This is a genomic window from Glaciihabitans sp. dw_435, assembly GCF_018449675.1.
GTDB lineage: Bacteria > Actinomycetota > Actinomycetes > Actinomycetales > Microbacteriaceae > Glaciihabitans.
In genome coordinates, this window is the sequence record NZ_JAAVUZ010000002.1 from 335,111 (window position 1) to 361,735 (window position 26,625).

Below are 26,625 nucleotides of genomic sequence, written 5' to 3' on the forward strand. Positions count from 1 at the left end.
GCCCGGACCTCGCTCAGTGGCGCCGCCGCTGATCGGGCACGAAACGAGTTAGCCGCAACTTTGACCTTCTATGCTCTGGCCATGACTAGCAGCACAGGAGGACGGGCATGTCGCTGAACGCTCCCTTTGTGGAACGGCGGATCGCGCACGAACTCAACGAGCCGTACTACGGGGCAACACTCCCCATCGCGGTAAGCCGCTTCTTCCGGAAATACTCGATCTTTTACGGACAGGCGAGCCGGAGCGAATTCTGGTGGTGGATGCTCGTTGCCGGCGTCGTGCAAGTTACGTTCTCCGCCGTGTCTGTCGCTCTGGGTGGCACCTTTTCCATACCGGAAGGGCCCGTGGTCAACTTCGACGATGGCAGCCTGGATACGACAATCCAGTCCATCACGTCGTTCGGCGTGGCCTCATCGATTGTCCCCATCAACGTCCTGTGGTCGCTCTGGTCCATCATCACCGTCGTCCCCACGCTCGCGCTGACATTCCGTCGACTGCACGACGGCAACCACACGGGAACCTGGTTCTGGATCACCCTCATTCCCGGGCTGGGGTCACTCGTGCTCCTCATACTGTTGGCGGGTCCCACTCGCCCGTCCGGGTCGCGGTTCTTCTAGGGTCATCCGCTTGTCAACGTAGATTGACAACCCGAAAAGTGTCAACTAACGTTGACGGCATGGACTCCGGAACCATCCACACCCTCGCCGCCAGCGCCGACTCGGACGACCCGATCATGGCCCTCGGCGCGATTCGCAAGCTTCGTCAGGAGCTCGATCGCGTCGAAGTGATCGCCGTGCGACGAGCCCGCAACGCCGGGGCATCCTGGCAACTCATCGCTATTGCCCTCGCCGTGTCACGCCAGGCCGTACACAAGAAGTATGGTCGGAGCTGATCGCTCTGTCCCCGGGCACCGTCCCGCCCGCCCTCACTCACGCCGTCCCACAGAAAGCCGCACCATGAGCACCAACACGTCGTCCCGCCCGCCCCGCGCCAGCCGCGGATTCGGAAGGGGCAGAGGCACGGATGATTCGGGCCCCCGCGCCAAGTTCTCCCAGCTTCTCCCGTACCTGTCCGAGCACAAGCCTGCTCTCGCCGTCGTGATCGTGCTCAGCATTCTGTCCGCCGGGGCGTCCCTCCTCCAGCCGCTCCTGGTCAGCCAGGTCATCGCGGTGGTGCAGAAGGGTGACACCCTTGGCTCGCTCGTCTGGGCCCTGGTCGGACTCGTGGTGCTCTCGGGACTTCTCAGCGGATTCCAGCACTACCTGCTGCAGCGCACCGGCACGAGTGTTGTGCTGTCGGCCCGCCGCCAGCTGGTTCGCCGCATGCTGCACCTGCCGATCAGCGAGTTCGACACCCGCCGCACCGGCGACCTCGTGTCGCGCGTCGGCTCGGACACCACCCTCCTCTACGCCGTCATTACCCAGGGCCTCGTGGACGCGATCGGTGGAGCGCTCCTCTTCTTCGGCGCACTGATCGCCATGCTCATCATCGACCCCGTGCTGCTGGGACTGACGGTGCTCGTCATTGCCGTGTCGGTCGTGGCCGTGGTGCTGCTGTCCGGCCGCATCCGGGTGGCAAGTCGCATGCAGCAGGAGAAGGTGGGAGACCTCGCCGCCGCCGTGGAACGGGCGGTCAGCGCCATCCGCACCGTCCGCGCTTCGAACGCGACCGAGCGTGAAATCGCGACCGTGCAGGAAGACGCGCAGGGTGCCTGGGAGGCCGGCGTTCGCGTCGCGAAGATCTCCTCCCTCGTCGTGCCGATCGCGGGCATCGCGCTGCAGGCGTCGCTGCTTGTTGTGCTGGGCGTCGGTGGCTTCCGCGTCGCGGCGGGTGACCTGACGATCGCGAACCTGATCGCGTTCATCCTGTTCCTGTTCATGATGATCATGCCGCTGGGCCAGGCGTTCGGTGCCATCAACTCGGTCAACCAGGCGCTGGGTGCGCTTGGGCGCATCCAGGAGATCATCGAGCTGCCGAGCGAGGCCGAGCGTGATGCCGGAATCGTGCCGGCCGCGGCCATCGAGAGCGACGACGCCATCACGTTTGACGCCGTCGAGTTCCTCTACCCGGACACCGCGAAGAAGACCGAGAGCGAGAAAGTTCTCGCCGCCGCGGGCCTGCCGCTGGTCGACCCCGCGACCTCCGAGATCGTGGTTGTCGATCCCACGCTCGCCGATGCCCACGACCGCGCAGTGTTGCACAGCGTCTCGTTCAGCGCCCCCCGCGGCAAGCGCACCGCCCTCGTCGGGCCCTCGGGCGCCGGCAAGAGCACCATCCTCGCCCTCATCGAGCGGTTCTACGACCCAACGTCGGGCGTCGTGCGTCTCGGTGGTGTCGACATCCGGGGTCTCGACCGCGAGGAGCTGCGCGCCCAGATCGGCTATGTCGAGCAGGATGCCCCCGTGCTGGCCGGCACGCTGCGCCAGAACTTGACGCTGGGAGCTCCGGATGCCACGGACGCGCAGTGCATCGAGGTACTGCACTCGGTGAACCTCACCGAGGTGCTCGAACGCAACGAGCTGGGGCTGGACGCCGCGGTCGGCGAGGACGGCGTCATGCTCTCTGGAGGAGAGCGCCAGCGTCTCGCGATCGCGCGCACGCTGCTCGCGGCGCCGCCCATCCTGTTGCTCGACGAGTCGACGTCGTCCCTCGATGGGCTCAACGAGCAGATGCTGCGCGAGGCGATCGACGCAGTTGCGGAGAACCGCACGCTCATCGTGATCGCGCACCGCCTGTCGACCGTCGTCGATTCCGATCAGATCATCGTGCTCGATCACGGACGGGTCGTCGGCACCGGCACCCACTCCGAGCTCGTGCTCTCGACCCCCCTCTACAAGGAGCTCGCGAAGCACCAGCTGCTGGTGTAGCTGCGGTCACCCACCCGGCGGCAGAAAGCTAGGCGTCGGCGAGTGCGTACATCGCGACCGCGGCCGTTGCCGCCACGTTGAGGCTGTCGATCCCGTGCGCCATCGGGATCTGCACCACGGTGTCGGCGGCGGCGATGGCCTCGGGCGTGAGCCCCTCGCCCTCGGCGCCGAGCACCAGCGCCACCCGCTCGGGTGCGGTGGCGGCAAACGCCCGCAGCGAAACGGCGTCGTCCGTCAGAGCGAGCGCCGCGATGTGGAATCCGGATGCCTCGAGCAGCCGTTTCGTCGCATCCCAGTCACCCACCCGTGTCCAGGGCACCTGCAGCACGGTTCCCATCGATACCCGGATTGCCCGGCGATAGAACGGATCCGAGCACCGCGGGGTGACGAGAACGGCGTCGGCGCCGATCGCCGCGACGGACCGGAAGATCGCACCCACGTTGGTCGGATCCGAGACGTTCTCGAGCACCACGATGCGGCGGGCCCCGGCCAGCAGCGACTCCGGTGATGGCAGTTCTGGGCGGTGCATGGACGCGATGAGACCCCGATGCAGGATGTACCCGGTGAGCTCTTCCAGCAGCTCGCCCGGGCCGGAGAACACAGGAACGTCAAACCCGGCCACCAGCGCAAGCGCCTCGTCCACGGATCCCCCGAGCGCGAGCACCGAACGCGGGCGATGCCCCGCCCGGATGGCACGCTCGAGCACGAGGGCGGACTCCGCGATGTACAACCCGTGCTCGGTGCCCCTGGCCTTCTTCAGCGCGACATCGGTCTGGTGGGCGTAGTCGGCCAACCGCGGGTCATCCAGCGACTCGATCTCGACGACGGTAGGGCCGGCGCCCGGCAGGGTAAGGCCGGCGCCCGGCACGGCGGAGCCGGCGCCCGTGGCCGTCGGACCGGGCGATGCCGCAGGGCCCGGTCCGCTCACGCGAACGGGTTCGGGGTGAGCACGTACTTCGTTTCGAGGTACTCGTGGATGCCCTCGGCCCCGCCCTCGCGGCCGATCCCGGACTGCTTCACCCCACCAAAGGGCGCGGCAGCGTTCGAGACGACGCCAACGTTGAGGCCCATCATGCCGGTCTGCAGCGTCTCGATGAGGCGCTGTCCGCGGGCAAAGTCCTCGGTGAAGACATACCCGACCAGCCCGAATTCGGTGTCATTGGCCTTGGCGACGGCGTCGTCCTCGTCCGTGAACGGGATGATGCTGAGCACCGGACCAAAAATCTCCTGGTTCAGGATGGCACTGCCCGGCGTGACCCCCGAGATCACCGTCGGCTCGAAGAAGGTACCCGCACCCTCGATCCGGCCGCCACCGGTGAGCACAGTCGCACCCCGGTCCACGGCGTCGCGGACGAGCCGCTCCGCCTTGTCGAGCGCACCCTCGTTGATGAGGGGGCCGATGGTGACGCCATCCTCGGTGCCGCGTCCGACGCTCAGGGCGCGAACACGTTCGGTCACCCGCGCGGCGAACTCGTCGGCGACTGACTCGTGCACGATGAACCGGTTGGCGGCGGTGCAGGCCTGACCGATATTGCGGAATTTGGCCAGCATCGCGCCATCCACCGCCTTGTCCATGTTCGCGTCCTCGAAGACGATGAACGGGGCGTTGCCGCCGAGCTCCATGGAGGTGCGCAGCACGTTGTCCGCCGCCTGCTTGAGCAGGCGAACACCGACCGCCGTCGAGCCGGTGAAGCTGAGCTTGCGCAGACGGGAGTCCGCGAGGATCGGCGTCGTGATCTCGCCGGCGGCTGAGGTTGTGAGCACGTTCAGCACGCCGGCGGGCAGGCCCGCGTCCTCGAGCAGTCGCGCGAAGTAGAGGGTGGTGAGCGGGGTGAGCTCGGCGGGCTTGACGATGGCGGTGCACCCCGCGGCGAGCGCCGGAGCGATCTTGCGGGTGGCCATCGCCAGCGGGAAGTTCCACGGGGTGATCAGGTACGACGGCCCGACGGGCAGGTGCGTCACGATCATGCGGCCGGTGCCCTCGGGGTTCGAGCCGTATCGCCCGCTGATGCGCACTGCCTCCTCGCTGAACCAGCGCAGGAACTCGCCGCCGTAGGTGACCTCGCCGCGCGCCTCCGCGAGTGGCTTGCCCATCTCAAGCGTCATTAGCAGGGCGAACTCGTCCGCCCGCTCCTGCAGCAGGTCGAACGCGCGCCGCAGGATCTCTCCGCGCACGCGGGGTGCGGTGCGGGCCCATCCGTCCTGGGCCGCGGCCGCGGCGTCCATGGCCAGCGCGGCGTCAGCAACCGATGCATCGGCGATGGTCTTGATGACGAGGCCGGTCGCGGGGTCGATCACGTCGATGGCCTTGCCAGAGGATGACTCGAGCCACTGTCCCCCGATGAAGAGGCGGTCCGGCACCTTCGCCAGAAGGGCCGCTTCGCTCGCGCTACTCATGAGCGGTACCCGCGGTGGTGCCGGCGGCGTCCACGTCTGCGGCGTCCGCAGCAGCTTCGGCGTCGTCCTCGGCGACCGCGCCGTCCGACGAGACGACCTCGATGCCGTCCCCGGCCAGCTCCGCGAGCGTGGCGAGACTGGACACCGGGTCGACACCCTCCACGAGGTCGGTCAGCACCCGCACGGTGCGTCCGACCCCGAGGGCATCCAGCGCGGAGGCCCGCACGCAATAGTCGGTGGCAAGGCCGACGACGTCGACGTCGGTGACCCCCCGCGCGTCGAGTTCTTCGGCAAGGGTCATCCCGTCGTCCGCCGTTCCTTCGAACGCCGAGTAGGCGGGCTTGCCCTGCCCCTTGCGGATGTGGATATCGATCAGCGACGTGTCGAGCGCCGGGTGATACTCGGCGCCGGGCGTTCCGGCGACGCAGTGCGCGGGCCAGGTCACCGTGAAGTCGGGATCCTCCGTCGTCGCGAAGTGCCCACCGTTGTCTCCGGTCGCGTCGTGCCAGTCACGCGAGGCGACCACGAGCTGATACTCGTCCGGGTGCGTGCGCAGGTAGTCGGTGATTCCCGCCGCAACCGCGCCCCCTCCGGCGACCGCGAGCGATCCCCCCTCGGTGAAGTCGTTCTGCACGTCAATGATGAGCAGCGCACGGGTCACGAAAATCTCCTCGTTTGATGGATCGGTGGATGCCTCGGGCGGCGGTTACTGCACGTTCGAGAGGTTATTGCCGCAGGTGTACACGCCGGCCGCAAGAGCGTCGAGGGCGGCTTGAGCCTTGTCGGAGATGCCATCGCCCAGGGCATAAAACGCGAAGGTCAGCTGCGTGCCGTCCTTCGCGTTGACGATGCCGCTCAGCGTGTAGGCGGTGGTGAGCCAGCCGGTCTTCGCCAGCACGGCGCCCACGGCGACCGAGCTGTCCCCGGTGAAGCGGGACGCGAGGCTTCCGGTCTTTCCTGCGACTGAGAGCCCGGCCTTGACGGTGCTCAGCGAGCTGTCCGTCGCCACGCGCGCCATGAAGTCGGCCATGAACCGGGTGGCAACCAGGTTGTCGTTGCTCAGCCCCGAGCCATCCCGAATCGTGACGGCGCCGAAGTCCATGCCGAACTTGGCGAGGGCCTTCGGGATGGCGGTCTGCAGGGATGACGCGGAGCCGTCCATCGCGGACTCCTTCGAGACCACGCGGGCGAGCATCTCGGCCAGGGTGTTGTCGCTGGAGAGCAGCATCTGCTTCACGAGCACTTTCACGGGCTGGGACTGCACCTGCGCGAGCACCGGGGCGCCGTTCTCGGCGGTCCCTTCGCTGAGCGTGATGTTGGGGAATCCCAGCGCCTTCACGAACTCCGCTCCCGCGCGCTGCACGGGGTCGTCGCTGCGGGGACTCGTCGCCTTGGTGGGATCGTCGCGGTCGCCGTCGACCTGCAGCGCGGTGACCTCTGACTGGTAGCCCGTCGTCTGCTCGCTGCGGTCCCACGTCGGGTCCCACGCGTCGGCGGAGTCCCAGTAGCTGGAGTCGAGCACGACCGAGGTGATCGGCACGCCCGGGTGGGCGGCAATGTACGCGGCGGTAGCCTGCGCGGCGAGATCGGAGAGCTTGGGGGCGTTGGGGTAGTAGCTCTGCTGACCGGCGGGCAGTCGCGACAGCGTGGCATCCCCACCTCCGACCAGAACGATCGTGCCGGGAACCGGGCTGTCCATCACCCGGGTCGTCAGCACCGCATCGTTACCGAGCACGGTCACGGCGGCTGCGGCGGTGAGCACCTTGAGCACGCTCGCGGGGCGTCGCGGCTCGTCACCGCGCTTGGTATAGAGAAGCGAGCCGGTCTTGGCGATTTCCACGGACCCGTACAGCGTCATGAGGGTGGGATCGTTGGCAAGCGCCGCGATCGAGCAGGTGCGCACGCCCGCGCTGGCGGGAAGCGCCGTGGGAACCGCACGCGGGGGCGCGGTCGTGGTGGTGGCGGTCGGTGTCGCGTTCGCGGTCGGCAGCGACGCACTCGAAATGCCCGCGAACACCGCTCCCGTTCCCAGTAGCAGGAAGGCCACGGCCAGCGCCGTGGCGATGACCGCGAACCGGTGGCGGGCGAAAAACGTGCCCGTTCCGTCGTTGTGGTTGCCTGGCTCAGTCACCCGCCCATGATACCCGCGGCCCCGGATCACCGGCCGGGGACCGCGGCAAGCGGATGCCCCGGGGCGCCGTTACTCGCCCGGATAGACCAGCCCGATCTGCGACCGCACCGTGTCGAGGGTCTCCATGATCTGCACGCTTTCGGCGGGCGAGAGAATGCTGCCGGAGGTCTGCCCCTCGGCGACAAGGCGCTCGAGTTCCCACGCCTGGTATTGCATTCCGCGACTGGTGACGGTGTTCTCGAATCGCTCGGTGACCTCGTCGTCCGAGTTGAACACCGTGAAATTGGTGGGGGTGTACCAGACCGACTCGATCTCGATCCGGCCCTCCGTGCCGATCACCACCGCCTTGTTCGGGCCGCGCGAGTCGAGGGAGGTGTGCAGGAGTGCCTGCTTCCCCTCGCCGTAGCCGAAGACCATGGCCGTCTGCCGGTCAACGCCCGTGGACGTCGGCGTGGAAATCGCGTGGATGGTGCCCGGCTTGCCCAGGATGTCCCACGCAAATGACACCGGATAGATGCCGAGGTCGAGCAGGGCGCCTCCACCCAGCGCCGGGTTCAGCATGCGACCCTCGGGGTCGGTGCTTGCCTTCTGGTCGTGGTCGGCGATCACCGAGCGCACCTCGCCAAGGGTGCCGGCGGCGATGACCTCGCGCACGCGCAGCATGTGCGGCAACCAGCGGGTCCACATGGCTTCGAGCACGACGAGTCCACGGCTCTCGGCCAGCTCCACGACCTCGCGGGCTTCCACGGCGTTGATGGTGAAGGGCTTTTCCAGCAGCACATGCTTGCCAGCGGTCAATGCGAGCTTCGCGTTGTCGGCGTGGAACGGATGCGGCGTGGAGACGTAGATCGCGGTAACCGTGGGGTCCGCAACGAGTGCCTCGTAGCTCGCATGCGCTGAGGCGATGTCGTAGGTTGAGGCGAACGCGTCGGCGGACTCCTGAGTGCGGGATCCGACGGCGGCGATGTGGAAACCGTTGTCCCGCAGGTCCGAGGCGAACGCGTGTGCAATTCCGCCGGTGCCGAGAATTCCCCAGCCGATTGTTTCCGTCACGTCGTCCGTCCTCCCGGCCGCAGGTCGTTCTGCGCGCCGCGATTAACTCTAGTGAAGGAACCTCGTGCTAGCAGGCAGCCCGTCGTGCAGCGGCGCGGGTGAAGGTCTTTGCCTCGTTCGGCAGCCCGCCGTGGGTGATCGCGAAGAACACGCACACGTGCGCATTGCTCTTCACGTAGCCCGGGCGGTACAGGGCCGACTTGTGCGACGGAGAATTCCACCACTTCAGCGCGACCGTGGCCGCAGTGTTGTTGGCGCCGCCCGCGAGATTGCCATCGCAGCCGACGCTGGGCTTGCGGTCACTGCGCACCGAGCCGACGTGGCCCCACGCACTCGCGGGATTGGTGCTCGGGTCTTCCGCCATCCAGAAGAGGCGCTGCTCCATGCAGGCGTCGTACCGGAAGTTGGCACGGGGAATCGGAGCCAGGCAGTTCGCAACGCGAATCGCGTTGAACCGTTCCGCGAAGAGGGCAAGGTCGTGACTGGTCGTGCCGGCCACTCCCCCGGCCGACCGCGCACTGGGGGCGGAACGATAGGTGCCTCCCACGTTCTTGGGGCAGACCTTCTTCTTCTTCGCGGCGGCGAGTGTGATGGTGGACCCGGCGGATGTCGCGACAGTCGCGTCCGCGACGGCGGAGGTGTCGACGGATGCGGCGAATTCGCTCGGCACGACGGTCGAGGATTCCGGGGCGGCTTGACCCAGAACCGTGACTGGAACTGCAACGGCCAGTGCCGCCACGAAGGCAGAGATGACCCACATAGAACGTTTCACTGGAAACAACCCCCCGCGTAGCCGGAATACCTGAACCCCACCCGGCTACCTGTTGTAAAGGTATGGCCCTCGACCAATGCGATCAAGCAAATCCGTAGGACAGACGGCGTCTTCTGCCCTCCCTTTGGGGGTAACCGAAGCATTATTCACACCGTGTCGCTGCCACACACGTGGCCGCCGACGGTGATCGGGGACTTCTGCGTCACCCCTCTGGGGGTAGTACGACCAGTCTAGATTGACGACACGTGATAACGAGTACTGGGACTCACATCTCAGGGGTGCGTGTAGCCCGTGGCGAGTGGCCGTCCCGCGGACACCGATCCCGGTTCATCCGTGAGGAAGAGCCCCGCCGGCCGGTTGGCCGAAACGCTCAGCTCTTCCAGCCAGGCGGCATTGATGGTGTGCCGGCGAGCGCTCGCGAACCGGAACGTGATGGGAACGGAACTGTGCAGCCACACGCTGCTGCGCCCGTCCCCGACGGCGGGGTCATTGCGCCAGGTGAAAAAGAAACCCTCATCCCGACGTAGCTTTGCGCCGATGACGAGCTGAATGTGAGCCAGGACCCGATCCTCGAAGTCCACGATAAGGCCCGCTGCGCCATAGATGATTCTGCCCACCGTGACGACCCCTTCCGTGAGCGCCGCTCTGCGCTTTTTCGCCAGTGTATGCGTGCGTATGTTCCGTGTGACCAGCCACTTCTAGGGGCTTGACAATGTGACCAATTGTCACATACTTGTACTTTTGACACACTGTTTCTCAAAAGGGATTCGCTGTTCTCCTTCACCGCTCACGCAACACCGTCGAAGCCTCACTGGGGTTGCTGCTGAATTCCTTGCGGACCGAGGTCCGGTGCTTTCCCAGTAGTTTTCTGAGAAGGCACCAATGCCGCGCCGATACTGTCGATACATGAGTGGAGCACCAACAAAAGGGGACGCCTCAGTGCGTACACATCCGACATCGCCGGGGTCATTTCGCACCCGCAAGAACCGGACGCTGTCGATCCCCGGGGGTATTCCGCAGGTGCACAGCCGCGGGATCAACCCCGACCGAATCCTGTTGTTCGGTTCCGGTCCCGCCGTCGGTCTCGGCATGCCGAGCCATGACGCGGCACTCCCGGGACGGGTCGCCCAGGCGCTCACGGCGATCACCGGGCGGGGAACCGACATCGACGTCGTCGCTTCCCGCGACATCACCGCCGCCAACGCGGTCGACGTACTCGACTCGCACCACGTCGACCGCTACGACGCGATTGTCATCTTTCTCGGGGTAAGCGACGCGGTCGCGATGATGCCCGAGAAGGAATGGCGGCGCAGCCTGTTCGAGCTGGCCCGGTTCGCCCTCGCGGAGTCATCCGCGTCCACCAGTGTTACCTTCGCCACCCTCGAACCACGGCAGGTGCCCTGGGATTCACTGCGCGGAAGTGCAGAGAAGCACATCCGGCTCCTCAACCTCAACGCGAGTGAGATCGCCGCGATCAGGTTTACCGCCACCGACGATCGGCTCGGACATATCGGGCTCGAGGCCTCCGCGGGACGCATCGAGAAGGTGCGGTCTGCCGCGGAATACCAACAGTGGGCCAACCAGATTGCGCAGGCGCTTGCCCCGCGACTCACGGCCGCGGCCACGGTGGACCCCCGCCAGTTGGCTGCCGTCGGCAACACGCACTCGCTGAGCCGTCCGCGGTGGAGGCAGGACGAGGGCGATCGGGCGAGGTCGGTCGAACGGCTGCGACTGCTCGACTCGGCGCCGGATGCGCGCATCGACGCCATCGTGGCGCGGGCCAAGGCGAAGTTCGGTCTTGCCGGGGCTGCGTTCACCGTGCTGGACACCGACCGCATGTGGGCGAAGTCGACAACGGGTGGGATGCCCCAGCAGGTGGGGCTCGACCAGTCGATCTGCAAGATGACCATCCAGTCGTCGGGGCCATTCATCGTGCCGGACACCTCGATCGACGACAGGATCGTCGGCGCGAGGCATCCGAAGTTCTATGCCGGCTTCCCCATCGAGGCACCGGACGGCCAGCGCATCGGTTCGCTGTGCGTCTACGACTCGGAGGCGCACGACGCGTCCGTGATCGACCAGAGCGTGCTGCGCGATTTCGCGCTGGAGATTCAGCAGGAGCTCTGGCGTTACGAGCCGGGGGCCGCCCAGTAGACCCGACTCCCTAAGTCAGAAACTTCGCTTCGGGCGCGTTCTCGACGGCGGCTGCGATGCGCTGGAGCATGTCGTCCGACATCGGCGGCATGGCGTGCAGCGGGAACCACCGCGCCTCGGTGTTCTCCCCGTCGGCCGGTGACGGTGTGCCGGAGTCCCAGCGCAGGCGGAACACCAGGTCGAGGTACCTGCTCTGATCGCCGTTCGCATAGACGGACATTCCCGTGACGTTCACCAGCACGAGGCGTTCGGCGGTGGCCGTGACATCCGCTTCCTCGAGCACTTCCCGCATGGCGGCGACGGCCGGCTGCTCGCCGGGATCGATGATGCCGGTGACCGGCGTCCAGTTACCGTTGTCGGCACGGCGCACCAGGAGGATCTCCTCGTCGCGGATCACCACAGCGGTGACCCCCGACAACCACAGGGGGGCGGTGCCGATCTTCGCGCGCAGGTCAAGGACAAAGTCGGGGGTGGCCATGAGGGCACTATAGCCGCGGCTGCGCCACCGGGCCCGTCGTGTGGATCAGCTGTGGAACAGGATGTCTCAATTCCGCAGAAACGACAGGTGTCAATCCCGCGAAATCCCGGGCATCCCGGCGTACATTTTTCAAGTACGGGGACACCGCCGTCTCCGTAATCCGCGGGAGGGCATGAGCATGGGATCCCTGATGTACGGCGCCGCGAGGATGGTTATCGAGTTCGACGATCGCACGCTCGCGCACGTACAGCTTGTTCTGTGTGCAAAGCTCCGTCGCGGCGAGGCCTTCTTCTTCTCCTGGAAGGACGCACCATCGATCGGCGGGGGCCGCAGCAGCGTGTGGATCGACCGCAGCATTCCCCTCTTTTTCCGCTTTAGCTCTGCCACCCGACACGTCATCAACCACGAGTGGCTGGAGACGCTCACCCTCACCGCCAACTCCGCGCAGGGGATGATGCTGATCGAAGAGCCGTCCGGCACGGGCACACCGCCGGCGGGGATTCCGGCGTCGGCACACCACATGCAGTCGAATGTGGGAACCGGTTCGCTCGGACACCCGCACAAGCGGTCCACGATGCCGACGGGCGCCGCTCGCTCCACCTGACGTGGTGCGAAATCGTGCACGGAATCGCTAGCCGTGTGCGCTGAGCGCCTGCAAAACTGAGGTCATGTCCATGTCTGATCCCTTCCTGCCCGATGTCCCGCGTCGACTCTCGGACCAGGACGAAGAAACGCTGATCGAGGGCTCCGGTGACGGTCCGGATGTGCTCGAGGAGACCTCCAGCGAGGCCGAACCGCAGCCGGGGCATCCGCTTCGAGACAATCCGACATTCCGCCGCCCGACGCCGGGCCAACATCTCACCGATGAACAGCTCGAGGCCGACCTCGACGAATAGCTAGGTCGCGGCGTTGTGATCGGCCTGCCACTGGGTGGGCGAGCTGCCGAACGCCTCGCGGAACGAGCGGCTGAAGTGCGAGGCGCTGGTGAAACCCCAGCGGGTCGCGATGGATCCGATGGAGATGCCCCGGCCCACCGCAACCTCCAGGTCGCTGCGGGCACCCGCCAGGCGGCGGATCGCGATGAGCCGCGCCACGGTGTTGGGCTCTCCCTCGAACGCCTGATGCAGGGCGCGCACCGAGATCTGCTGTGCCGCCGCCACCATGGAGGGGCTGAGCCGGGAGTTCCAGAGGTTCGCGTCGATGTAGCGACGTGCGGCCTTCACTGTCGCGCGATGGGCGAACTCGGCCCCCGGCACGCGTTCGAGCCGTTCGTCGATCACCACGGTGACGAGCGCGACCAGCGAATGACCGAACTGCTCGTTCGTCGACGCGGGCAGCGCGCGGCGGTTGCGGTACAGCTGCGCGGTCGTCGCCCGCACAACAGAGCCGGCCCCGCGCGTGGCGTCCAGCGGAATCGCGGCCAGCTCGCGCCGCTCGGCGGGAGTGAGGTCGAGCACCCCGTCGGCCAGCCTGAGCGCGACAACCTTAAAGTCGGGCGACGGAACGAACGCCACCAGCGACCGCAGTTCGAAGATCATCAGCTGACCGGTCGCCACGACGACCTCGCGGACGTCCAGGGTGAGCGTTACGGAACCCGACATCACGATGGCGATGATCGTCGCATCCCCCGAGGGGACGAAGGGCGAGCTGTCGCGCGGCAGCCGGGGCTGCGCGACAAGGCGTGACACCAGCACCGGGCCGAACTGGCACCTGTCCAGCAGGTGGAGCGCGCGCGTGAGGTACCCGGACGCCGGCTCCGCCTCGGGAGCAGAACCTTCCGGCCGCCGGGCAACGCTCACCTCAAATGTCTGGGACATCTAGGCACCCGCGCGTTCGCGTTGCCAGCCGGTCGGAGACATCCCGAACGCCTTGGTGAACAGGCGGGTGAAATGCGCCGCGCTTCCGAAACCCCAGCGCGCCGCAATGCTGGAGATGGTGGACGAGGTGGATGCCTCGATGTCGGTGCGTGCCCGTTCGAGCCGCCGCTTCTGGATCGCCTTGCTGAGGGTGTCGTCCTGTCCCTCGAACATCACGTGCAGCGACCGCACCGACACGTGGTGCGCCCGGGCGATCATCGTCGGTGACAGCCGCGGGTCGTGCAGGTTGTTGTCGATGAAGGTGCTGACGTCGCCCGCGAGGGTGCGAGGGATGGTGGATGTCCCGGAGCCGGTGAGCATCTGGCCGGCGCCGACGAGCAGCTGGATCTGGGTCTCGGCCTCGTCCGGAGTCGCCACCGGCGCGGTCGCGCGGATCCTTCGCACCAAGCCGTCGATGGTGACGGCGATCGACGGGAGGGTGTCATGCGCGGCCAGATCGGCCCAGGGAAGCATCGCCGTGGACGTGGCGGCGATCGAGACGAGCTTGGTTTCGGCGACACCGAGGCGGCTCATCTGGATGAGGCCCTGGGTGAGAAGCACCAGCTGCGCCCCGAGGCTCGCGCACTCGTCATCGGTCGCGGTGAGCTCTCCGCCGGCGGCGCCATCGAGCAGGCGTCCGGCGACGATCGTCTCCATATCGGCGGTCGTGCGGGCGCACAGCTCGGTGATTTCGGGCTCGCGGATGCCCAGTTCGGAGAGGCTGTTGAGCATGAGACATCCGCGTCGGCCTGGTTGTGAGGCGCAGTCGGCGATGATCGTCGCAAACAGGTTCTCGACGGCGGAAAGCGTCGAGGCGCCGTCGACGGATACCGCGACGCGGACGACCTCGACGCGGGCCGCGCAGTAAGCCTCGAACACGGCACGGAACAGTCCGAACTTGCTGCGGTAGGCCGCGTAGATGCTGCCGTTGCCGATGGCGCTGGCGTCCGACACCGCAGCCACCAAGGTGGCGTCGAACCCCCGCGTCCAGAACAGCTGGGTGGCCACTTCCAGTAGCGCAGTTTCGTCGAATCGTCGGGTGCGCACCATGTTCGCCACGGTAGCAATCTGGAGCGTTCAATCCACGGGAATTGACGATGCGTGCAGCACGGATAGTCTTCCCGTGCAGTGGCGGCGCCGCGCGCTGCGACGCCGCCCTGGGGGTCGTGCCTAGCCCAGTTCGGTGATCGCGGCGACGATGAAGTCGGCAACCTCGGTCGGGTGCGTCTGCATCACCAGGTGCGGTGCGTCGAGCTCGATGACCTTGCGCAGCCCCGCGCGGGTGTAGCCGAACCGCTCCACGTCGGGGTTGATGGTGTGGTCGGCGCTGGAGACAATGCCCCACGCGGGCTTCGTCTTCCACGCAGCGACGGGTGCGTTCTCCCCGAAGGCGATGGCCGACAGTGGGCGCTGCGAGACGGCGAGCACCTGGGCATCCTCGAGCGGCACGCCCGCGGCGAAGACGGCGGGGAAAGATTCGACCTTGACCGAGACATCCGTTCCCGGGTCGGCACCCTCGATCGGGTACGGCGAGTACACGAGGTTCGCGGCGAGGTCGGAGTCGGGGAATCCTCCCTGCAGGGCACCGAGGCTCTCGCCCTCCTCGAGCGCGTAGGCGGAGACGTAGACGAGTCCGACCACGTTCTCGGCGACCCCTGCGACCGTGATGACGGCTCCACCATAGGAGTGGCCGGCGAGGATGACGGGTCCGTCGATCTGCTCGACGAACGACTTGATGTAGGCCGAGTCACCGATCAGGCTGCGGTTAAAGACGGGCGGCACGGCGACGGTGTATCCGCGGGCGAGCAGGTCCTTGGTGACGGGCGCCCAGCTTGCTGCGTCGGCGAATGCGCCGTGGATCAACACGATGGTGGGGGTGGCGGACATGACGTTCTCCTTTGTGCCGGGGTGGGTGGTGACCCCAGCCTCGCCCGACGACGATGCCGTCCCACCGCCGGTGCGCCCCGCGAAAAATATCGCGCGCTGGCAATCAAGCGGAGATGGATGTCCCGAAGCGACCGTTCTCGATACGCCAATCCCGCGGTGAACAGCCGTACATCGCCCGGAACGCGCGGCTGAAATGGGAGGCGTTCGCGAATCCCCACCGCCCCGCGATCATCTCGATGCTGAGGTGACGAAGGCCCGGTTGTTCCAGGGCTTCCCGGCATTTCTCGAGACGACGGGTGAGGATCGTGCGGGCGACCGAGGCAGATTCGCTCTCGAACGCGAGATGCAGCGACCGCAGCGAAATGTGGAGCGCCTCGGCGATGGTCGCTGGCGTGAGGGACTGTTCGGTCAGGTGCGTGTCGATGTGCCGCTTGGCCTCGGTGACGACGTTACGGCGCACGAGACGCGGCTCGGACGAGCGTCCGAGCGCCTCGTTCACGAATGCGGTGGCCAGGTCGATCATCGATGTGGCGACGACGAGGCCCGCGCCCTGGGCGAAGGGATGCTCGGTGCGCAGCACCTGCGTGGCGACGGCGCACAGCACGAGGGGCACACCACTGTTGTACGACACGATGTTGCGGGAGAGCCGCTCGACGTCGGCGTCCGGGATTCCCAGGTCGGTCTTCTTGATCCGAACGCTCATCGACCGGAAGTCCGGCGAGACCTGAAACCCCGACACCCGGCTCATGTCGTTGATCGCCATCTGCCCGGCACTGGTGGGTTCGGTGCGGTGGGAGAGATGGGTCTCGAGTCCACCGCTGGAGACGAAGGCGATGACGAACGCATCTCCGGGATCCTCGTAGTCAGCGCGCTCGTGCTGGGCAAACTGGGGTGCGACCACCCGGCGCACGTAGACACCCTCGAGAGTCGCGCTACCTGCGACGGCGACCGGCGCGTCCCGGTACCCGCTGGCGGTGCGCACGGCGGGCGGCAGGAATGTCATCGTGATTCACCGCGGACGAAATCCGCGTTTACGCAAGAGCCCATGGTGTCCTCCGCTCGACCGATGAAGTGCTGTGCTTCCATCCATGTACGGCCGCGCGTTGAGTGCGAGACCCAACTCTGGTTGACTGCGAGTTCCAGTATGGAGTCGTGCTCACTCGGATCATCCCCCGCGATCGGCCACGAATACCTCGACTTGAGACACAGCACGCGGAGGACACCATGGCCACTTCCAGACCCCGACACGTCGGCATTCTGCTCTTCGACGGCGTCAAGATGCTCGACTTCGTCGGCCCCGCCGAGGTCTTCGCCGAGGCGAACCAGTTCGGCGCCAACTACGTCCTCACGTATGTGTCGATCGACGGTAGAGACGTCAGCACATCTATCGGCGTGCGCGTCAGTGCCCAGATCGCGGTCGAAGAATGTGGGCACTTCGACACCCTCATCGTGCCCGGCAGCGAGCTGTCGCCCCTGGTGTTTACAACCCCGCAGGTGTTGGCCATGGCGAAAGAACTGGCAGCGAAATCCGACCGCGTTGCGGGCATCTGCAGCGGCGCGTTCGTACTCGCCCAGGCGAGGTTACGGACGGCACGCGGGCCACCACCCACTGGAAGTTCGTCAAGGAACTCGCCGCCCTCTATCCCGCCGTCGAGGTGGAGCCCGACGCCATCTTCATTAAGAGTGGCAACACCTATACCTCCGGTGGCGTTGCCGCGGGGATCGACCTGGCGCTTGCGCTGGTGGAGGAGGACCACGGCGCCGACCTCGCGCGGTCGGTCGCACAGGGTCTTCTCGTGTACATGCAGCGCGCCGGCGGTCAGTCGCAGTTTTCGGCGTCCTTGCGGGGACCCGCCCCCAAGACGGCGTTGGTTCGCTCCGTGGTCAACTTCATCAACGAGAATCCCTCGCGCCAACATACGGTGATGGAGCTGGCCGACTTCGCCAGCGTGAGCGCCCGCCACCTCAATCGCCTGTTCCGTGAGGAGCTCGACAGCACTCCCTCCGAATACGCCGCAGTCATGCGGTTTGACAGGGCCAAGGCGCTCCTCGACCGCGGCCACGCCATCACCACGACAGCGACCGAGTCCGGCTTCAGCAGCCCCGAGGCACTGCGGCGTGCCTTTATTGCCCGACTGGGAATCTCGCCCCTGAAGTATCAGCAGCGCTTCCGCTCGACCAACGTCGACGGCAAATAACTCGCCCGGTCACCCCCTGCGTTCGCGGAACAGAATGCTGCACGCGCGGAACACCCTCGTTCTCCCGGAGTGAATAAAGTTCAACTGCGGATGTAGCCGCGGGGGAACGGGAGCGTCACATGGTCGTCGATCGCGAACCTGCGCGCCTGAGCTTCGAAGCAGACATCCGGCCTCTGTTTACGCAGGGGGACCGCACCGCGATGCTCGAGTTCTTCGATCTGTGGTCGTTCGACGATGTGGTGCGTCACGGCGCCGCGATTGCAGAGCGGCTGGCGGATGGCTCGCTGCCCCGGGACATCCGCTGGTCCGACGCGCACGTCTCGATGTTTGACCGCTGGCGTGCCGAGGGCGCCAACCCGTGAGCGGCTAAAACCCCTGGCGAAGCGCCCGGCGCCGCTCGCGCCAGGTCATGCTGGCAAGCTCGGCGGACCGGCGCTCCTGCTCGAGTGCCCGGGCGCGGTACCGGGCGGAACGCCGCTCGGCCCAGCGGGCCACCTCCGCATCGACGTCGCGGGTCTGCGTGACGACGGGAGGGCCGCCCTGCAGCTGGCGGCGCGCGGAGATGATGCGCTTGTTGAAGTCCTCGAGAATCTCGCGCACAGCAAACTCGGACGGCGCTTCGTCCAGACGCTCGTCGAGGGAGGCGTCCTCGGTGCGCAGGGTCAATGCAGGCGGGCCGAGACCGGTGAGCTGCTCGCGCTCGATCTTCTTGCGAATCCACCAGTCGGGATCGTACGTCTGGTTGAGGCCGGCGAGCGGTTTGCCCGCGCCGGGAAGGTTGTCGAACTCCCCGCGCCGCATAGCCTGCTCGATGACAATCTCGACGTACTGCGCGTGCTGCTCGGGCGTGAACTGCCCGGCGCTGTTCTCTTCGTCGTCGAGCTCCGGCGGGGTCCAGTCCTCGCGGGCAGCGGCCGCGTCGGCCTCCGTGCCCGGAGCCAGCTTGTCGACCTGGTACCGGGCGACATTCAACCGGGTATCGCTGCGCTCTTTCTTGCCTGCCACGCAAACAAGCTTAGGTTTTGATCGCGGGCGATGCCCGATTCGGGCCTGAAGTTCGTGCGGGGTTGACCCGGACGACGACGACGCACGGCGGGAGTCGCAACTCCCGCCGTGCGTCGCGGACGACCGTGGTGTTAGACGGTGAGGGATTCGCCCGGTGCGAGACGGATGAACGGCACACCGCCGAATCCCTCAGCCCCGAGCATCTGCGCGGCCATCGCCTGGCCGGGCTCGCTCGCCATGAGCTCGTGGATCTGCACCGACTGGCGCGGGTTGACCGCGCGCACGAAGTCGATCGCCTCGCCGAGCTTGGTCCACGGTCCGCTGGTCGGTACCAACAGCGTGTCGACGGCACCGCCGGGCACGACGTACGAGTCACCCGGGTGGTAGACGGTTCCGTCGATGAGCAGCGCAACGTTGTCGTTGCCGGGCATATCTCCCCAGATCGGGGCATGGGTCTTTCCGAAGACCTTGATGTCAAACCCGGCGATGGTCAGCTCGTCGCCCTCGGTGAGCACGGTTCCGCGGCCGAGGCGCGCGATCAGGTCGGCGGGTCCGTAGACCTCGACGCCTTCGACGGCGGCGTCGTCGATGTGGTCGTAGTGATCATGCGTGATGAGGACAGCGGATGCCGCGGCAACGAGCTCGGCAGAGTTCGGCGTGAATGCGCCCGGGTCAACGACGATGGTCGTCCCGTCCTTCTCGAAGACGACGGCGGCGTGAGCGTGCTTTGTGATTTCCATACCCGGAGTATATACAGCCTGCCTGTATAGTCGATCCCATGACACCGCAGCCGGACGACGACATCGGCGAGCAGCTTCGCGCCGCCATCGGACAATTCGTTCGCGCCGGTCGGGCCGAGACGGACACCCTCCCACCCGCGTACATCGAGACGATGGGCTTCCTGATTCGCGAGGGACCGCTTTCGGTCGCCGACCTCGCCCGTCGGCGACAGATTCGCCACCAGAGTCAGAGCGCAACGATCACCGAGTTGCGGGCGCTCGGCTTTGTTGACCGGTCCGCGGATCCCGGGGACGGCCGCGGGTGGCTGATCGAGCTCACCCCCAGCGGCACGGAGGAGATCCTCGCCCTGCGGGCACGCCGGGCCGCGCTGATCGGTCAGCTCTCCGCGCGTCTGACGGATGAAGAACGTCAGATCCTGGCCCGGATTCCCGGGATCCTTCTCAAGCTGGCGTCGCCGTAGCGAGCAGGCTATTGCCCGAGCTGGCGCTCGATGGACACGGAGCGATCCGATGCCACGTCGCCGGTGTGTGACGTGGTGACAGTCTCGATCAGCACGATCCCGACCTCCTCGGCGGCAACCGGGTTGTGCCGCACCCCGCGGGGAACCACGTAGAACTCACCCGGTGTCAGCGTGACCTCGGCGTCACCCTCCAGCTGAATGCGCAGCGTCCCGTAGACAACGAGGAACATCTCGTCCTCGCCGTCATGCGCGTGCCAGACCAACTCGCCCAGTAACTTCGCAACTTTGATGTACTGGTCGTTGACCTGGCCGATCACGCGTGGCGTCCAGTGTTCGGTGACCAGGGCGAGGGAGTCCGCCACGTTGGCGGGAGCGAGGGGATTCATCCTCCGAGACTACGTCTGCCGCGTACACCGTCGTCTACCAACATCGGCGACGGCTCACAAGGGCCAGAATTTCCCTTCGCCGCGGGGCGCGGAACCGTTACCGTGACTGACAAGGAGGTGCCGCGCGGCTTACTGACCGGCACCCGGTCACCGCGTTACCCGAGCGCCGGTGATCCCAACGCCGCACGAGGTCGTCCATGGAGCCCACCCGCGAGCGCTTTGCGTCCCTCGACGGACTGCGCGGTGTTGCGGCGGTCATCGTCGTCGTCTTCCACGTCGTGGCCTCCGACACCCGCGCCGGGGCCATCTATACGCTGACCAACCGTGAGCCCCTTACCAGCATCGAGTGGCTCTTCAACTACACGCCGCTGCGCATCCTCTGGTCCGGGTCCGAGGCGGTCGTGCTGTTCTACGTGCTCAGCGGGTTCGTTCTGGCCCTTCCATTCGCCCGCGGGCGCACCCAGCAGTGGCGGTATTTCTACCCCCGGCGACTGTTGCGCCTGTACATTCCGGCGATCGCCAGCCTGATCTTCGCGTGGCTCACCACCCTTGTCATCCATCGCGCCGTTATCCCGGGCGGAAGCCCTTGGCTCAACGTGCACGCGGAAGAGGCCCACGGACCACTGCAGGTCGTCCTCGGCTCCTCCCTCATGGCGGGCTGGGGCAGCCTGAACACATCGCTGTGGTCGCTGCGCTGGGAGGTCATCTTCTCGCTGCTCCTGCCGGTGTTCCTCTACCTCGCGTCGCGGCTGAGCCGAGCCCTCTGGCTCAAGGTGGCCGTGGTCATCGCCTTCTGTGCGCTCTGGCCCGTCTTCGGATTCTTCTACGGTGACCTCGTCTACATCGCCGTCTTCGCTCTGGGCGTTCTGCTTGCCTACAACGTCGAACGCATCCGCGTCGTCGCCGCCCGCATCCCCACCGCCGCCTGGTGGATCGCCCTCGTGGCGGCGATCGCCCTGATCACCAACTCGTGGCTCGTCGCCGGCGCCGACCCATACTCCCGGGTGCGGCTGGCGTGGATCGGCATCGCCGCGGTCGGTTCCGTGATGGTGGTCATCATCGTGGCGTTCTGGCCACCGGCGAAGCGGTTGTTCGAGTCGCGCCCGGTCCGCTGGCTGGGAATGATCTCCTTCAGCCTCTACCTCACGCAGGAACCGATCGTCGTCGGGCTCAGCTTCCTCACCCGCGGCTCCTGGCCGCTTTGGATCGAGCTTCCCCTCGCCCTGGCGCTCAGCCTCCTCGTCGGCTGGCTTTTCTATCGCTACGTCGAGAAGCCGTCCCACGTCTTCTCGCGCAATTTCCTCCGCGCCCGGCAGGAACGCGGCTCCGCGATCGCCTCACCTACACCCGCCCGTCAGCAGTAGAGCAGGGAGCACACGGGACGGGTGGATGCCCCGGGCGGCCGCTGCCCGCGGGTGCTAGTCGTGCTTCCAGAACCCGGAGAACGTAATGCGTTCCTTCGGCACTCCCATTTTGTGCAGGTGTCGCCGGCCCTCTGTCGCCAGCGTTGACTCCCCCACGACAAATCCGTAGGCCATGGGATGCACGTCCGCGTGACTCTTCAGCGCTTCGAGCGCCTTGACGCCGGCGACCATGGTGGCGTCATCGCGCACGATCCACGAGATCTGCATGCCTGACGGACCCGCGAGTTCCCGCTGGTCCACGGCCGCGGGGATCTCCTGGATGACCCGGCCAACGGCGTCATCCGGCAGCGAGCGCAGAATTCCGGCTACTCCGGGCAGGCCTGTCTCATCGGCGACGATGATCACCTGCGCCGCGTCATCCGGTCGATCAAAAATCCGGCCCTGGTCCAGCAGCGCCATCTGCTCTCCGGGCTGCACCGAGCATGCCCACTGGGCGGCGGCACCCTCCAGCGATCCGTCCGCTGCGCAGTGAATGACGAAGTCGATGTCCATCTCGCCTGCGTCCCCGCGGTAATCGGCGACCGTGTAATTCGCGCAGTGCGGGCGCACGTCTTCGGGGATCTCGAGGAATTCCTTCCACCACTTCTTGCCCGAAATGTCGGGGAGGGTGAAGGCGTCCTGGTGCGGTTTACGCACGAATAACCGGAACCACTGGTCGAAGCCCAGCCACGGGAACGCGGTGAGACCTTCGTGCGCGATCGTCACTCGCTGCATATTCGGTGACACCGGAAAAGTGCGCACTACCTCAGCACGAAAGAGCTGCGGGTTGGACGGAACGATGCGGGTCGTGGTTCTGGCCATGGGATGAGGTTAGCCTAAGCTAACCTCCCCAGCCCAGTCCTCCGACTGATTCCCTACGGGTTCAGCATGCAATCGCCGCGCTTCCTCCGGATAAACTTTGACCAACGGCGCACGTCCCACCTTTCGCGCTCTCCGGGAAAGCTGTGGTGAATTAGTGAGTGCGAACGCGAGCATCCTCCGAACCACCGAGCAACAACGCCTCGACAATTGCGCGCAGGAACCCATTCGCACCCCCGGTTCGGTACAGCCGCACGGGGCGCTGCTCGCCATCGATGCCGACAACACGATCGTGATCGCCAGCGACAACACCGGGTCCGTGCTCGGAACGCCTGCCGCCGACCTGTTGTCGACGAACGTGGTCGATCTGATCGGCAGCGACGTGGCCGCGCTCGTCGCCCGGTTCTTTGTCGATCGGGATGCCACGACCAACCCCATCTCGGCGGTCGTCGCCAACACACGTTTCGACCTGATCGTGCACCGCTCCGGCGAGCTCGTCGTTCTGGAGTTCGAGCCAGCAACAACCGAACTCGGCTATCAGTCGGCACCCGGCATCTACAGCGCGATTCGCCGCCTCGCACAGGAGACGACGGTGGCCGGGCTGTGGGCGGCCGTCGCCCGCGAGCTTCGCGAGCTCACCCACTTCGACCAGGTCATGGTGTACCACTTCTACCCCGACGGGCACGGCGAAGTCGTCGCCGAGCAGATCGTCGAGGGAATGAATCCGTACCTTGGCCTCCACTTCCCCGCCTCCGACATCCCCACACAGGCGCGCGAGCTCTACCTAACCAAGCTGTCCCGCCTCATTGCCAGCACTTCCCACGACGGCGCCGCACTGATCACCACGGCAGAAGCACCCGTCACCACCTTTGACCTCAGCTACGCCGAGCTGCGCAGCGTTTCGCCGGTGCACCTGCAGTTCATGCGCAACATGGGACAGGGCTCGACGCTGTCACTGTCGCTCGTCCACGACGGCACGCTGATCGGCATGATCACCTGCGCGCACCGCACGCCCCACCGCGTGCCATTTGTTCTGCGCCAGGGACTCGAGATTCTCGCGAGCCAGGTCGGACTTCAGCTGCACTCGATGCGAGAGATTGACCGCCTTACCCGCGAGATGGAGTTACGCACGCTCCGCCTTCGACTCATCGGACAACTCGCTGGCAACCACAGCATCGCCGAAGCACTCATCGGAGGCGAGCTGACCCTTCTCGACCTCATCCCCGCTGCGGGTGCCGCGGTGCGGCTGTCGGGCACCGTCACCTCCGTCGGAGACACAGCGCCGGATCACCACATCACCGCCTTCGCCGACGCGGTTCGCGACAAGTTTGGCCTGTTGTCCATCGTCACCGACTCCCTCGCTGTCGATCATCCCGAGCTCGCCGCGCTGCTTCCCGCGGTGGCCGGAGTCCTCATGGTGCCGCTCGGTGCCGACGGCGACTTCCTCGCCTGGTTCCGCCCCGAAATTTCGCAAACCATCCAGTGGCTGGGCGACCAGCGCCCCGCCAACCGGGAAACACCGCTGTCTCCCCGTAACTCCTTCTCGTCGTGGACGCAGAGCGTCAGTGGGGTGTCCGATCCCTGGGCGGGCCTCGAAACCGAGGCGGCCGAACTGTGCCGCGACCTCGACGGAGCACGCCTGCGTCTGGCGGAATCCCGGCTTGCCAGCATGGCGTTGTATGACGACCTCACCGGCCTGCCGAACCGCCGCCTTCTCATGGACCGCCTCGAGCACGCCTTCACCAAGCACGCCCGCGGCGACAGCCTCGCGATGCTCTTCATCGACCTCGATGGATTCAAGGCCGTCAACGACACCCTCGGCCACGATGCCGGTGACGCGCTCCTGGTGCACGTGGGCGCCCAGCTGCTCGCCACCACCCGCGCGGAGGACACGGTGTCGCGCATCGGCGGCGACGAATTCGTCGTTTTGTGTGAGAACACCAGCGACGAGGAGGCCGACCTGATCGCGGCCCGGATCGTCGAGGCCGTGTGCCTGCCGGTCGTCATCGGCGACCGCAGCGTCAGCTCAACGGCGTCCGTGGGCGTCTCTGCCGCCGAGCCGGGGATCAACGCCCTCGAGCTGTTGCGGAAAGCGGATGCCGCGATGTACCGGGCTAAGTCGCAGGGTCGCAACCGGGTCTCACGCTGAACCTGAGAGCCTTCCCGACGGCTCCTCGTTAAGCCCATTTCTCCGATCTGGCAAGTCCCCTCCCGAATCGCCGGGGTGGGTTGTTGCCCCGGTTACCGACGCGCACAGTGAACAGCGTCGGCACCTCGCCGTCGCTAACCCCTCGGAGGAATCCATGTACTTCCACGTGCAGCGACTCATCAACGACATCGAGCAGGACGAGCCGGACCCCGCCGCCGCCAACGCGCTTCAGGAGGGGCTCGGTGGGCAGTTCGGCGAAATGCGCACCATGATGCAGTACCTGTTCCAGGCCATGAACTTCCGCGGACCGGCCGCCAAGCCCTACCGCGACCTCATCCAGGGCATCGGAACCGAAGAAATCAGCCACGTTGAGCTCATCGGCACGACTATTTCGCGCCTCCTCGACGGCTCTCCCCAGTACAACGGTAAGAAGACCGACCCGCTGGACACCCCCGGCGCCGGCGGAGCGACCCCGCTCAACATCGCGCTCGACACCAGCAACATCCACCACTATCTCGTCGGTGCCCAGGGCGCGCTGCCCGTCGACTCCGTGGGAAACCCCTGGAGCGGCAGCTACGTCTATAACTCGGGCAACCTCGTTCTCGACCTGCTCTACAACCTCATGCTCGAGTCCACCGGACGCCTGCAGAAGAGCCGCATCTACGAGATGACCGAGAACAAGACGGCCCGCTCGACGATCGCGTACCTGATCGTTCGCGACCAGGCCCACGAGAACGCGTACGCCAAGGCGCTCGAGACCCTCGGCATCGACTGGAAGAAGACGCTGCCGATCCCGAAGACCAACGCGGAGAAGTTCCCGGAGGTCAAGAAGCTCGTTGACCTCGGCCTGCAGAGCAAGCAGTACTCGTTCGACCTCGCCGACCAGTCCGAGGCCGGCCGCATCTTCCAGGGTGCGTCTCCGTCGAACGATGGAACGAACCTCGAGGCGAAGGAGCAGGCTCCCGAGGGTGTTCCCTCGGTCATCGCTCCCGAACGATTCGAAGAGTTCGCACCGGGACTCGACACCGATCTGCTGAAGCTCATCCAGCAGACGGCCGAGATGGAGCTCGCCGACATCGAGAGCTTCTACGGACCCACCGGCGCGCCGACTCCGGCTGCCGCCTCCGCTGGCAAGGCCCCCGCGAAGGCAGCGGCCAAGAAGTAGCCAGTTCCTCGCGCGGCATCGCTCACGCGACCCCGGTATGTCCGGACACATACCGGGGTCGCGTGCGTGCGGGTCATCCCGAGTTTTCAGCTCTTTTTGAGCTTTTGTTGAGGATTTTTTAAGCCACAAAATGCCGGTCAGAGTATGATTATGGATGTCCCGGCCGCAGAGGTCGGAAAACAAAACTCAACACGATTCATCCGAAAGGGGACCTTTCATCATGGCTATGTCATTCGATCCTTTCACCGAGTTGGACCGCCTGACCGGCAGCCTGCTCAGCACCCGCCAGGGACCCCGGTTCATGCCGGTGGACCTGTACCGTGACGGCGACCGGTACATTCTCAACGCCGATATGCCCGGCATCGACCCGGGCTCGGTCGATATCGATGTCGACGGCCAGCTGCTCACGATCCGGGCAAACCGCACCGCGGATACCCGTGACGGCGTGAAGTGGCTGTCACAGGAGCGTCCGCACGGCACCTACCTGCGTCAGTTCAGCGTTGGCGAGGGCATCGACTCCGACAAGATCACGGCGCACTACGACAACGGCGTGCTGTCGCTGGTCATTCCGGTGAGCGAACGGGCGAAGCCGCGCAAGATCGAGGTGACCGCGGGCACGACCTCCGAGCACCAGTCCATCGCGAGCTAGGCTCGCCCCACCCCACTCGGCGGGAGAAATCGCCGGGTATGGCGGGAGAAACTGA

29 protein-coding genes and 1 pseudogene are annotated in these 26,625 nt (G+C 66.3%); 14 read left to right on the forward strand and 16 right to left on the reverse strand.

Annotated features, from left to right (window positions below):
• Positions 1 to 107: 107 nt before the first annotated feature.
• The 3 genes from HB677_RS04365 to HB677_RS04375 all read left to right on the forward strand — a co-directional run bounded on the left by HB677_RS04365 (position 108) and on the right by HB677_RS04375 (position 2,867).
• Positions 108 to 617 carry a DUF805 domain-containing protein gene (locus tag HB677_RS04365; RefSeq protein ID WP_213814445.1) on the forward strand — a complete coding sequence of 170 codons (510 nt, stop codon included), beginning with the start codon at positions 108 to 110 and terminating at the stop codon, positions 615 to 617.
• 59 nt (positions 618 to 676) lie between these two features.
• A complete protein-coding gene (locus tag HB677_RS04370) occupies positions 677 to 892 on the forward strand; it encodes a hypothetical protein (RefSeq protein WP_213814446.1) in 216 nt (71 codons plus the stop codon).
• Between the two features lie 64 nt (positions 893 to 956).
• The gene (locus HB677_RS04375) at positions 957 to 2,867 is read left to right on the forward strand and encodes an ABC transporter ATP-binding protein (protein WP_213814447.1); all 1,911 of its coding nucleotides are present in this window, start codon (positions 957 to 959) and stop codon (positions 2,865 to 2,867) included.
• Between the two features lie 28 nt (positions 2,868 to 2,895).
• On the opposite strand, the gene HB677_RS04380 is transcribed toward HB677_RS04375, so the two are convergent.
• From HB677_RS04380 to HB677_RS04410, 7 genes are all read right to left on the reverse strand, one after another.
• Positions 2,896 to 3,714, reverse strand: a complete 819-nt coding sequence (locus HB677_RS04380) for an RNA methyltransferase (protein ID WP_213814570.1) — start codon at positions 3,712 to 3,714, stop codon at positions 2,896 to 2,898.
• A 77-nt stretch (positions 3,715 to 3,791) separates the two neighbouring features.
• A complete protein-coding gene (locus HB677_RS04385; RefSeq protein ID WP_213814448.1) occupies positions 3,792 to 5,264 on the reverse strand; it encodes an NAD-dependent succinate-semialdehyde dehydrogenase in 1,473 nt (490 codons plus the stop codon).
• A complete protein-coding gene (locus HB677_RS04390; protein ID WP_213814449.1) occupies positions 5,257 to 5,925 on the reverse strand; it encodes an isochorismatase family protein in 669 nt (222 codons plus the stop codon). Before HB677_RS04390 ends, HB677_RS04385 begins: the two co-directional genes overlap by 8 nt.
• Before the next feature lie 45 nt (positions 5,926 to 5,970).
• Entirely contained in the window at positions 5,971 to 7,395 is a 1,425-nt protein-coding gene (dacB, locus tag HB677_RS04395; protein ID WP_307852473.1) for a D-alanyl-D-alanine carboxypeptidase/D-alanyl-D-alanine-endopeptidase, read from the reverse strand.
• A gap of 69 nt (positions 7,396 to 7,464) precedes the next feature.
• A complete protein-coding gene (locus tag HB677_RS04400) occupies positions 7,465 to 8,448 on the reverse strand; it encodes a Gfo/Idh/MocA family protein (protein ID WP_213814450.1) in 984 nt (327 codons plus the stop codon).
• Positions 8,449 to 8,515: 67 nt separating this feature from the next.
• Positions 8,516 to 9,220, reverse strand: a complete 705-nt coding sequence (locus HB677_RS04405; RefSeq protein WP_213814451.1) for a hypothetical protein — start codon at positions 9,218 to 9,220, stop codon at positions 8,516 to 8,518.
• Positions 9,221 to 9,492: 272 nt separating this feature from the next.
• Positions 9,493 to 9,837 carry an ATP-dependent DNA ligase gene (locus HB677_RS04410; RefSeq protein WP_213814452.1) on the reverse strand — a complete coding sequence of 115 codons (345 nt, stop codon included), beginning with the start codon at positions 9,835 to 9,837 and terminating at the stop codon, positions 9,493 to 9,495.
• A 322-nt stretch (positions 9,838 to 10,159) separates the two neighbouring features.
• Between HB677_RS04410 and HB677_RS04415 the strand changes: the two genes are divergently transcribed.
• Positions 10,160 to 11,374, forward strand: a complete 1,215-nt coding sequence (locus HB677_RS04415; protein ID WP_213814453.1) for a hypothetical protein — start codon at positions 10,160 to 10,162, stop codon at positions 11,372 to 11,374.
• Between the two features lie 10 nt (positions 11,375 to 11,384).
• Here the strand turns inward: HB677_RS04415 and HB677_RS04420 are convergent, their stop codons facing one another.
• Positions 11,385 to 11,852, reverse strand: a complete 468-nt coding sequence (locus tag HB677_RS04420) for an NUDIX domain-containing protein (protein WP_213814454.1) — start codon at positions 11,850 to 11,852, stop codon at positions 11,385 to 11,387.
• A gap of 172 nt (positions 11,853 to 12,024) precedes the next feature.
• Between HB677_RS04420 and HB677_RS04425 the strand changes: the two genes are divergently transcribed.
• Together HB677_RS04425 and HB677_RS04430 are read left to right on the forward strand one after the other, a co-directional pair.
• A complete protein-coding gene (locus tag HB677_RS04425; RefSeq protein WP_213814455.1) occupies positions 12,025 to 12,456 on the forward strand; it encodes an ATP-dependent DNA ligase in 432 nt (143 codons plus the stop codon).
• A 70-nt stretch (positions 12,457 to 12,526) separates the two neighbouring features.
• A complete protein-coding gene (locus tag HB677_RS04430; RefSeq protein ID WP_213814456.1) occupies positions 12,527 to 12,748 on the forward strand; it encodes a hypothetical protein in 222 nt (73 codons plus the stop codon).
• On the opposite strand, the gene HB677_RS04435 is transcribed toward HB677_RS04430, so the two are convergent.
• The 4 genes from HB677_RS04435 to HB677_RS04450 form a co-directional block, all read right to left on the reverse strand.
• Positions 12,749 to 13,669: a helix-turn-helix domain-containing protein gene (locus tag HB677_RS04435; protein WP_213814457.1), complete on the reverse strand. Its 921-nt coding sequence runs from the start codon at positions 13,667 to 13,669 to the stop codon at positions 12,749 to 12,751.
• Entirely contained in the window at positions 13,670 to 14,758 is a 1,089-nt protein-coding gene (locus tag HB677_RS04440; protein ID WP_213814458.1) for a helix-turn-helix domain-containing protein, read from the reverse strand.
• Positions 14,759 to 14,878: 120 nt separating this feature from the next.
• Positions 14,879 to 15,595 (reverse strand): alpha/beta fold hydrolase, encoded by a 717-nt coding sequence (locus HB677_RS04445; protein WP_213814459.1) that lies wholly within the window; start codon positions 15,593 to 15,595, stop codon positions 14,879 to 14,881.
• A 103-nt stretch (positions 15,596 to 15,698) separates the two neighbouring features.
• Positions 15,699 to 16,598 carry a helix-turn-helix domain-containing protein gene (locus HB677_RS04450; RefSeq protein ID WP_213814460.1) on the reverse strand — a complete coding sequence of 300 codons (900 nt, stop codon included), beginning with the start codon at positions 16,596 to 16,598 and terminating at the stop codon, positions 15,699 to 15,701.
• Between the two features lie 275 nt (positions 16,599 to 16,873).
• On the opposite strand from HB677_RS04450, the pseudogene HB677_RS18745 reads away from it, so the two are divergent.
• The 3 genes and pseudogenes from HB677_RS18745 to HB677_RS04460 form a co-directional block, all read left to right on the forward strand.
• Positions 16,874 to 17,122 (forward strand): annotated as a pseudogene (locus HB677_RS18745) (DJ-1/PfpI family protein); the annotation flags it as partial.
• Positions 17,123 to 17,250: 128 nt separating this feature from the next.
• The gene (locus HB677_RS18750) at positions 17,251 to 17,793 is read left to right on the forward strand and encodes a helix-turn-helix domain-containing protein (protein WP_307852474.1); all 543 of its coding nucleotides are present in this window, start codon (positions 17,251 to 17,253) and stop codon (positions 17,791 to 17,793) included.
• Positions 17,794 to 17,912: 119 nt separating this feature from the next.
• Entirely contained in the window at positions 17,913 to 18,155 is a 243-nt protein-coding gene (locus HB677_RS04460; RefSeq protein WP_213814461.1) for a hypothetical protein, read from the forward strand.
• 4 nt (positions 18,156 to 18,159) lie between these two features.
• On the opposite strand, the gene HB677_RS04465 is transcribed toward HB677_RS04460, so the two are convergent.
• Both HB677_RS04465 and HB677_RS04470 read right to left on the reverse strand, forming a co-directional pair.
• Positions 18,160 to 18,798, reverse strand: coding sequence for a DUF1992 domain-containing protein (locus HB677_RS04465; RefSeq protein WP_307852475.1), 639 nt, complete (start codon positions 18,796 to 18,798; stop codon positions 18,160 to 18,162).
• A 131-nt stretch (positions 18,799 to 18,929) separates the two neighbouring features.
• Positions 18,930 to 19,538 (reverse strand): MBL fold metallo-hydrolase, encoded by a 609-nt coding sequence (locus HB677_RS04470; RefSeq protein ID WP_213814462.1) that lies wholly within the window; start codon positions 19,536 to 19,538, stop codon positions 18,930 to 18,932.
• A 38-nt stretch (positions 19,539 to 19,576) separates the two neighbouring features.
• On the opposite strand from HB677_RS04470, the gene HB677_RS04475 reads away from it, so the two are divergent.
• Positions 19,577 to 19,999, forward strand: a complete 423-nt coding sequence (locus HB677_RS04475; RefSeq protein ID WP_213814463.1) for a MarR family winged helix-turn-helix transcriptional regulator — start codon at positions 19,577 to 19,579, stop codon at positions 19,997 to 19,999.
• A gap of 8 nt (positions 20,000 to 20,007) precedes the next feature.
• On the opposite strand, the gene HB677_RS04480 is transcribed toward HB677_RS04475, so the two are convergent.
• Positions 20,008 to 20,385: a cupin domain-containing protein gene (locus tag HB677_RS04480; protein ID WP_213814464.1), complete on the reverse strand. Its 378-nt coding sequence runs from the start codon at positions 20,383 to 20,385 to the stop codon at positions 20,008 to 20,010.
• 197 nt (positions 20,386 to 20,582) lie between these two features.
• Here HB677_RS04480 and HB677_RS04485 point away from each other — a divergent pair, with 197 nt between their 5' ends.
• Entirely contained in the window at positions 20,583 to 21,749 is a 1,167-nt protein-coding gene (locus HB677_RS04485) for an acyltransferase (RefSeq protein WP_213814465.1), read from the forward strand.
• Between the two features lie 54 nt (positions 21,750 to 21,803).
• On the opposite strand, the gene HB677_RS04490 is transcribed toward HB677_RS04485, so the two are convergent.
• Entirely contained in the window at positions 21,804 to 22,610 is an 807-nt protein-coding gene (locus tag HB677_RS04490; protein WP_213814466.1) for a siderophore-interacting protein, read from the reverse strand.
• A gap of 154 nt (positions 22,611 to 22,764) precedes the next feature.
• On the opposite strand from HB677_RS04490, the gene HB677_RS04495 reads away from it, so the two are divergent.
• The 3 genes from HB677_RS04495 (at position 22,765) to HB677_RS04505 (ending at position 26,570) form a co-directional block, all read left to right on the forward strand.
• Positions 22,765 to 24,756: a sensor domain-containing diguanylate cyclase gene (locus HB677_RS04495; protein WP_213814467.1), complete on the forward strand. Its 1,992-nt coding sequence runs from the start codon at positions 22,765 to 22,767 to the stop codon at positions 24,754 to 24,756.
• 154 nt (positions 24,757 to 24,910) lie between these two features.
• Positions 24,911 to 25,921, forward strand: coding sequence for a manganese catalase family protein (locus tag HB677_RS04500; protein WP_213814468.1), 1,011 nt, complete (start codon positions 24,911 to 24,913; stop codon positions 25,919 to 25,921).
• 220 nt (positions 25,922 to 26,141) lie between these two features.
• Positions 26,142 to 26,570, forward strand: a complete 429-nt coding sequence (locus tag HB677_RS04505) for an Hsp20/alpha crystallin family protein (protein ID WP_213814469.1) — start codon at positions 26,142 to 26,144, stop codon at positions 26,568 to 26,570.
• The last annotated feature ends 55 nt before the right edge of the window (positions 26,571 to 26,625 follow it).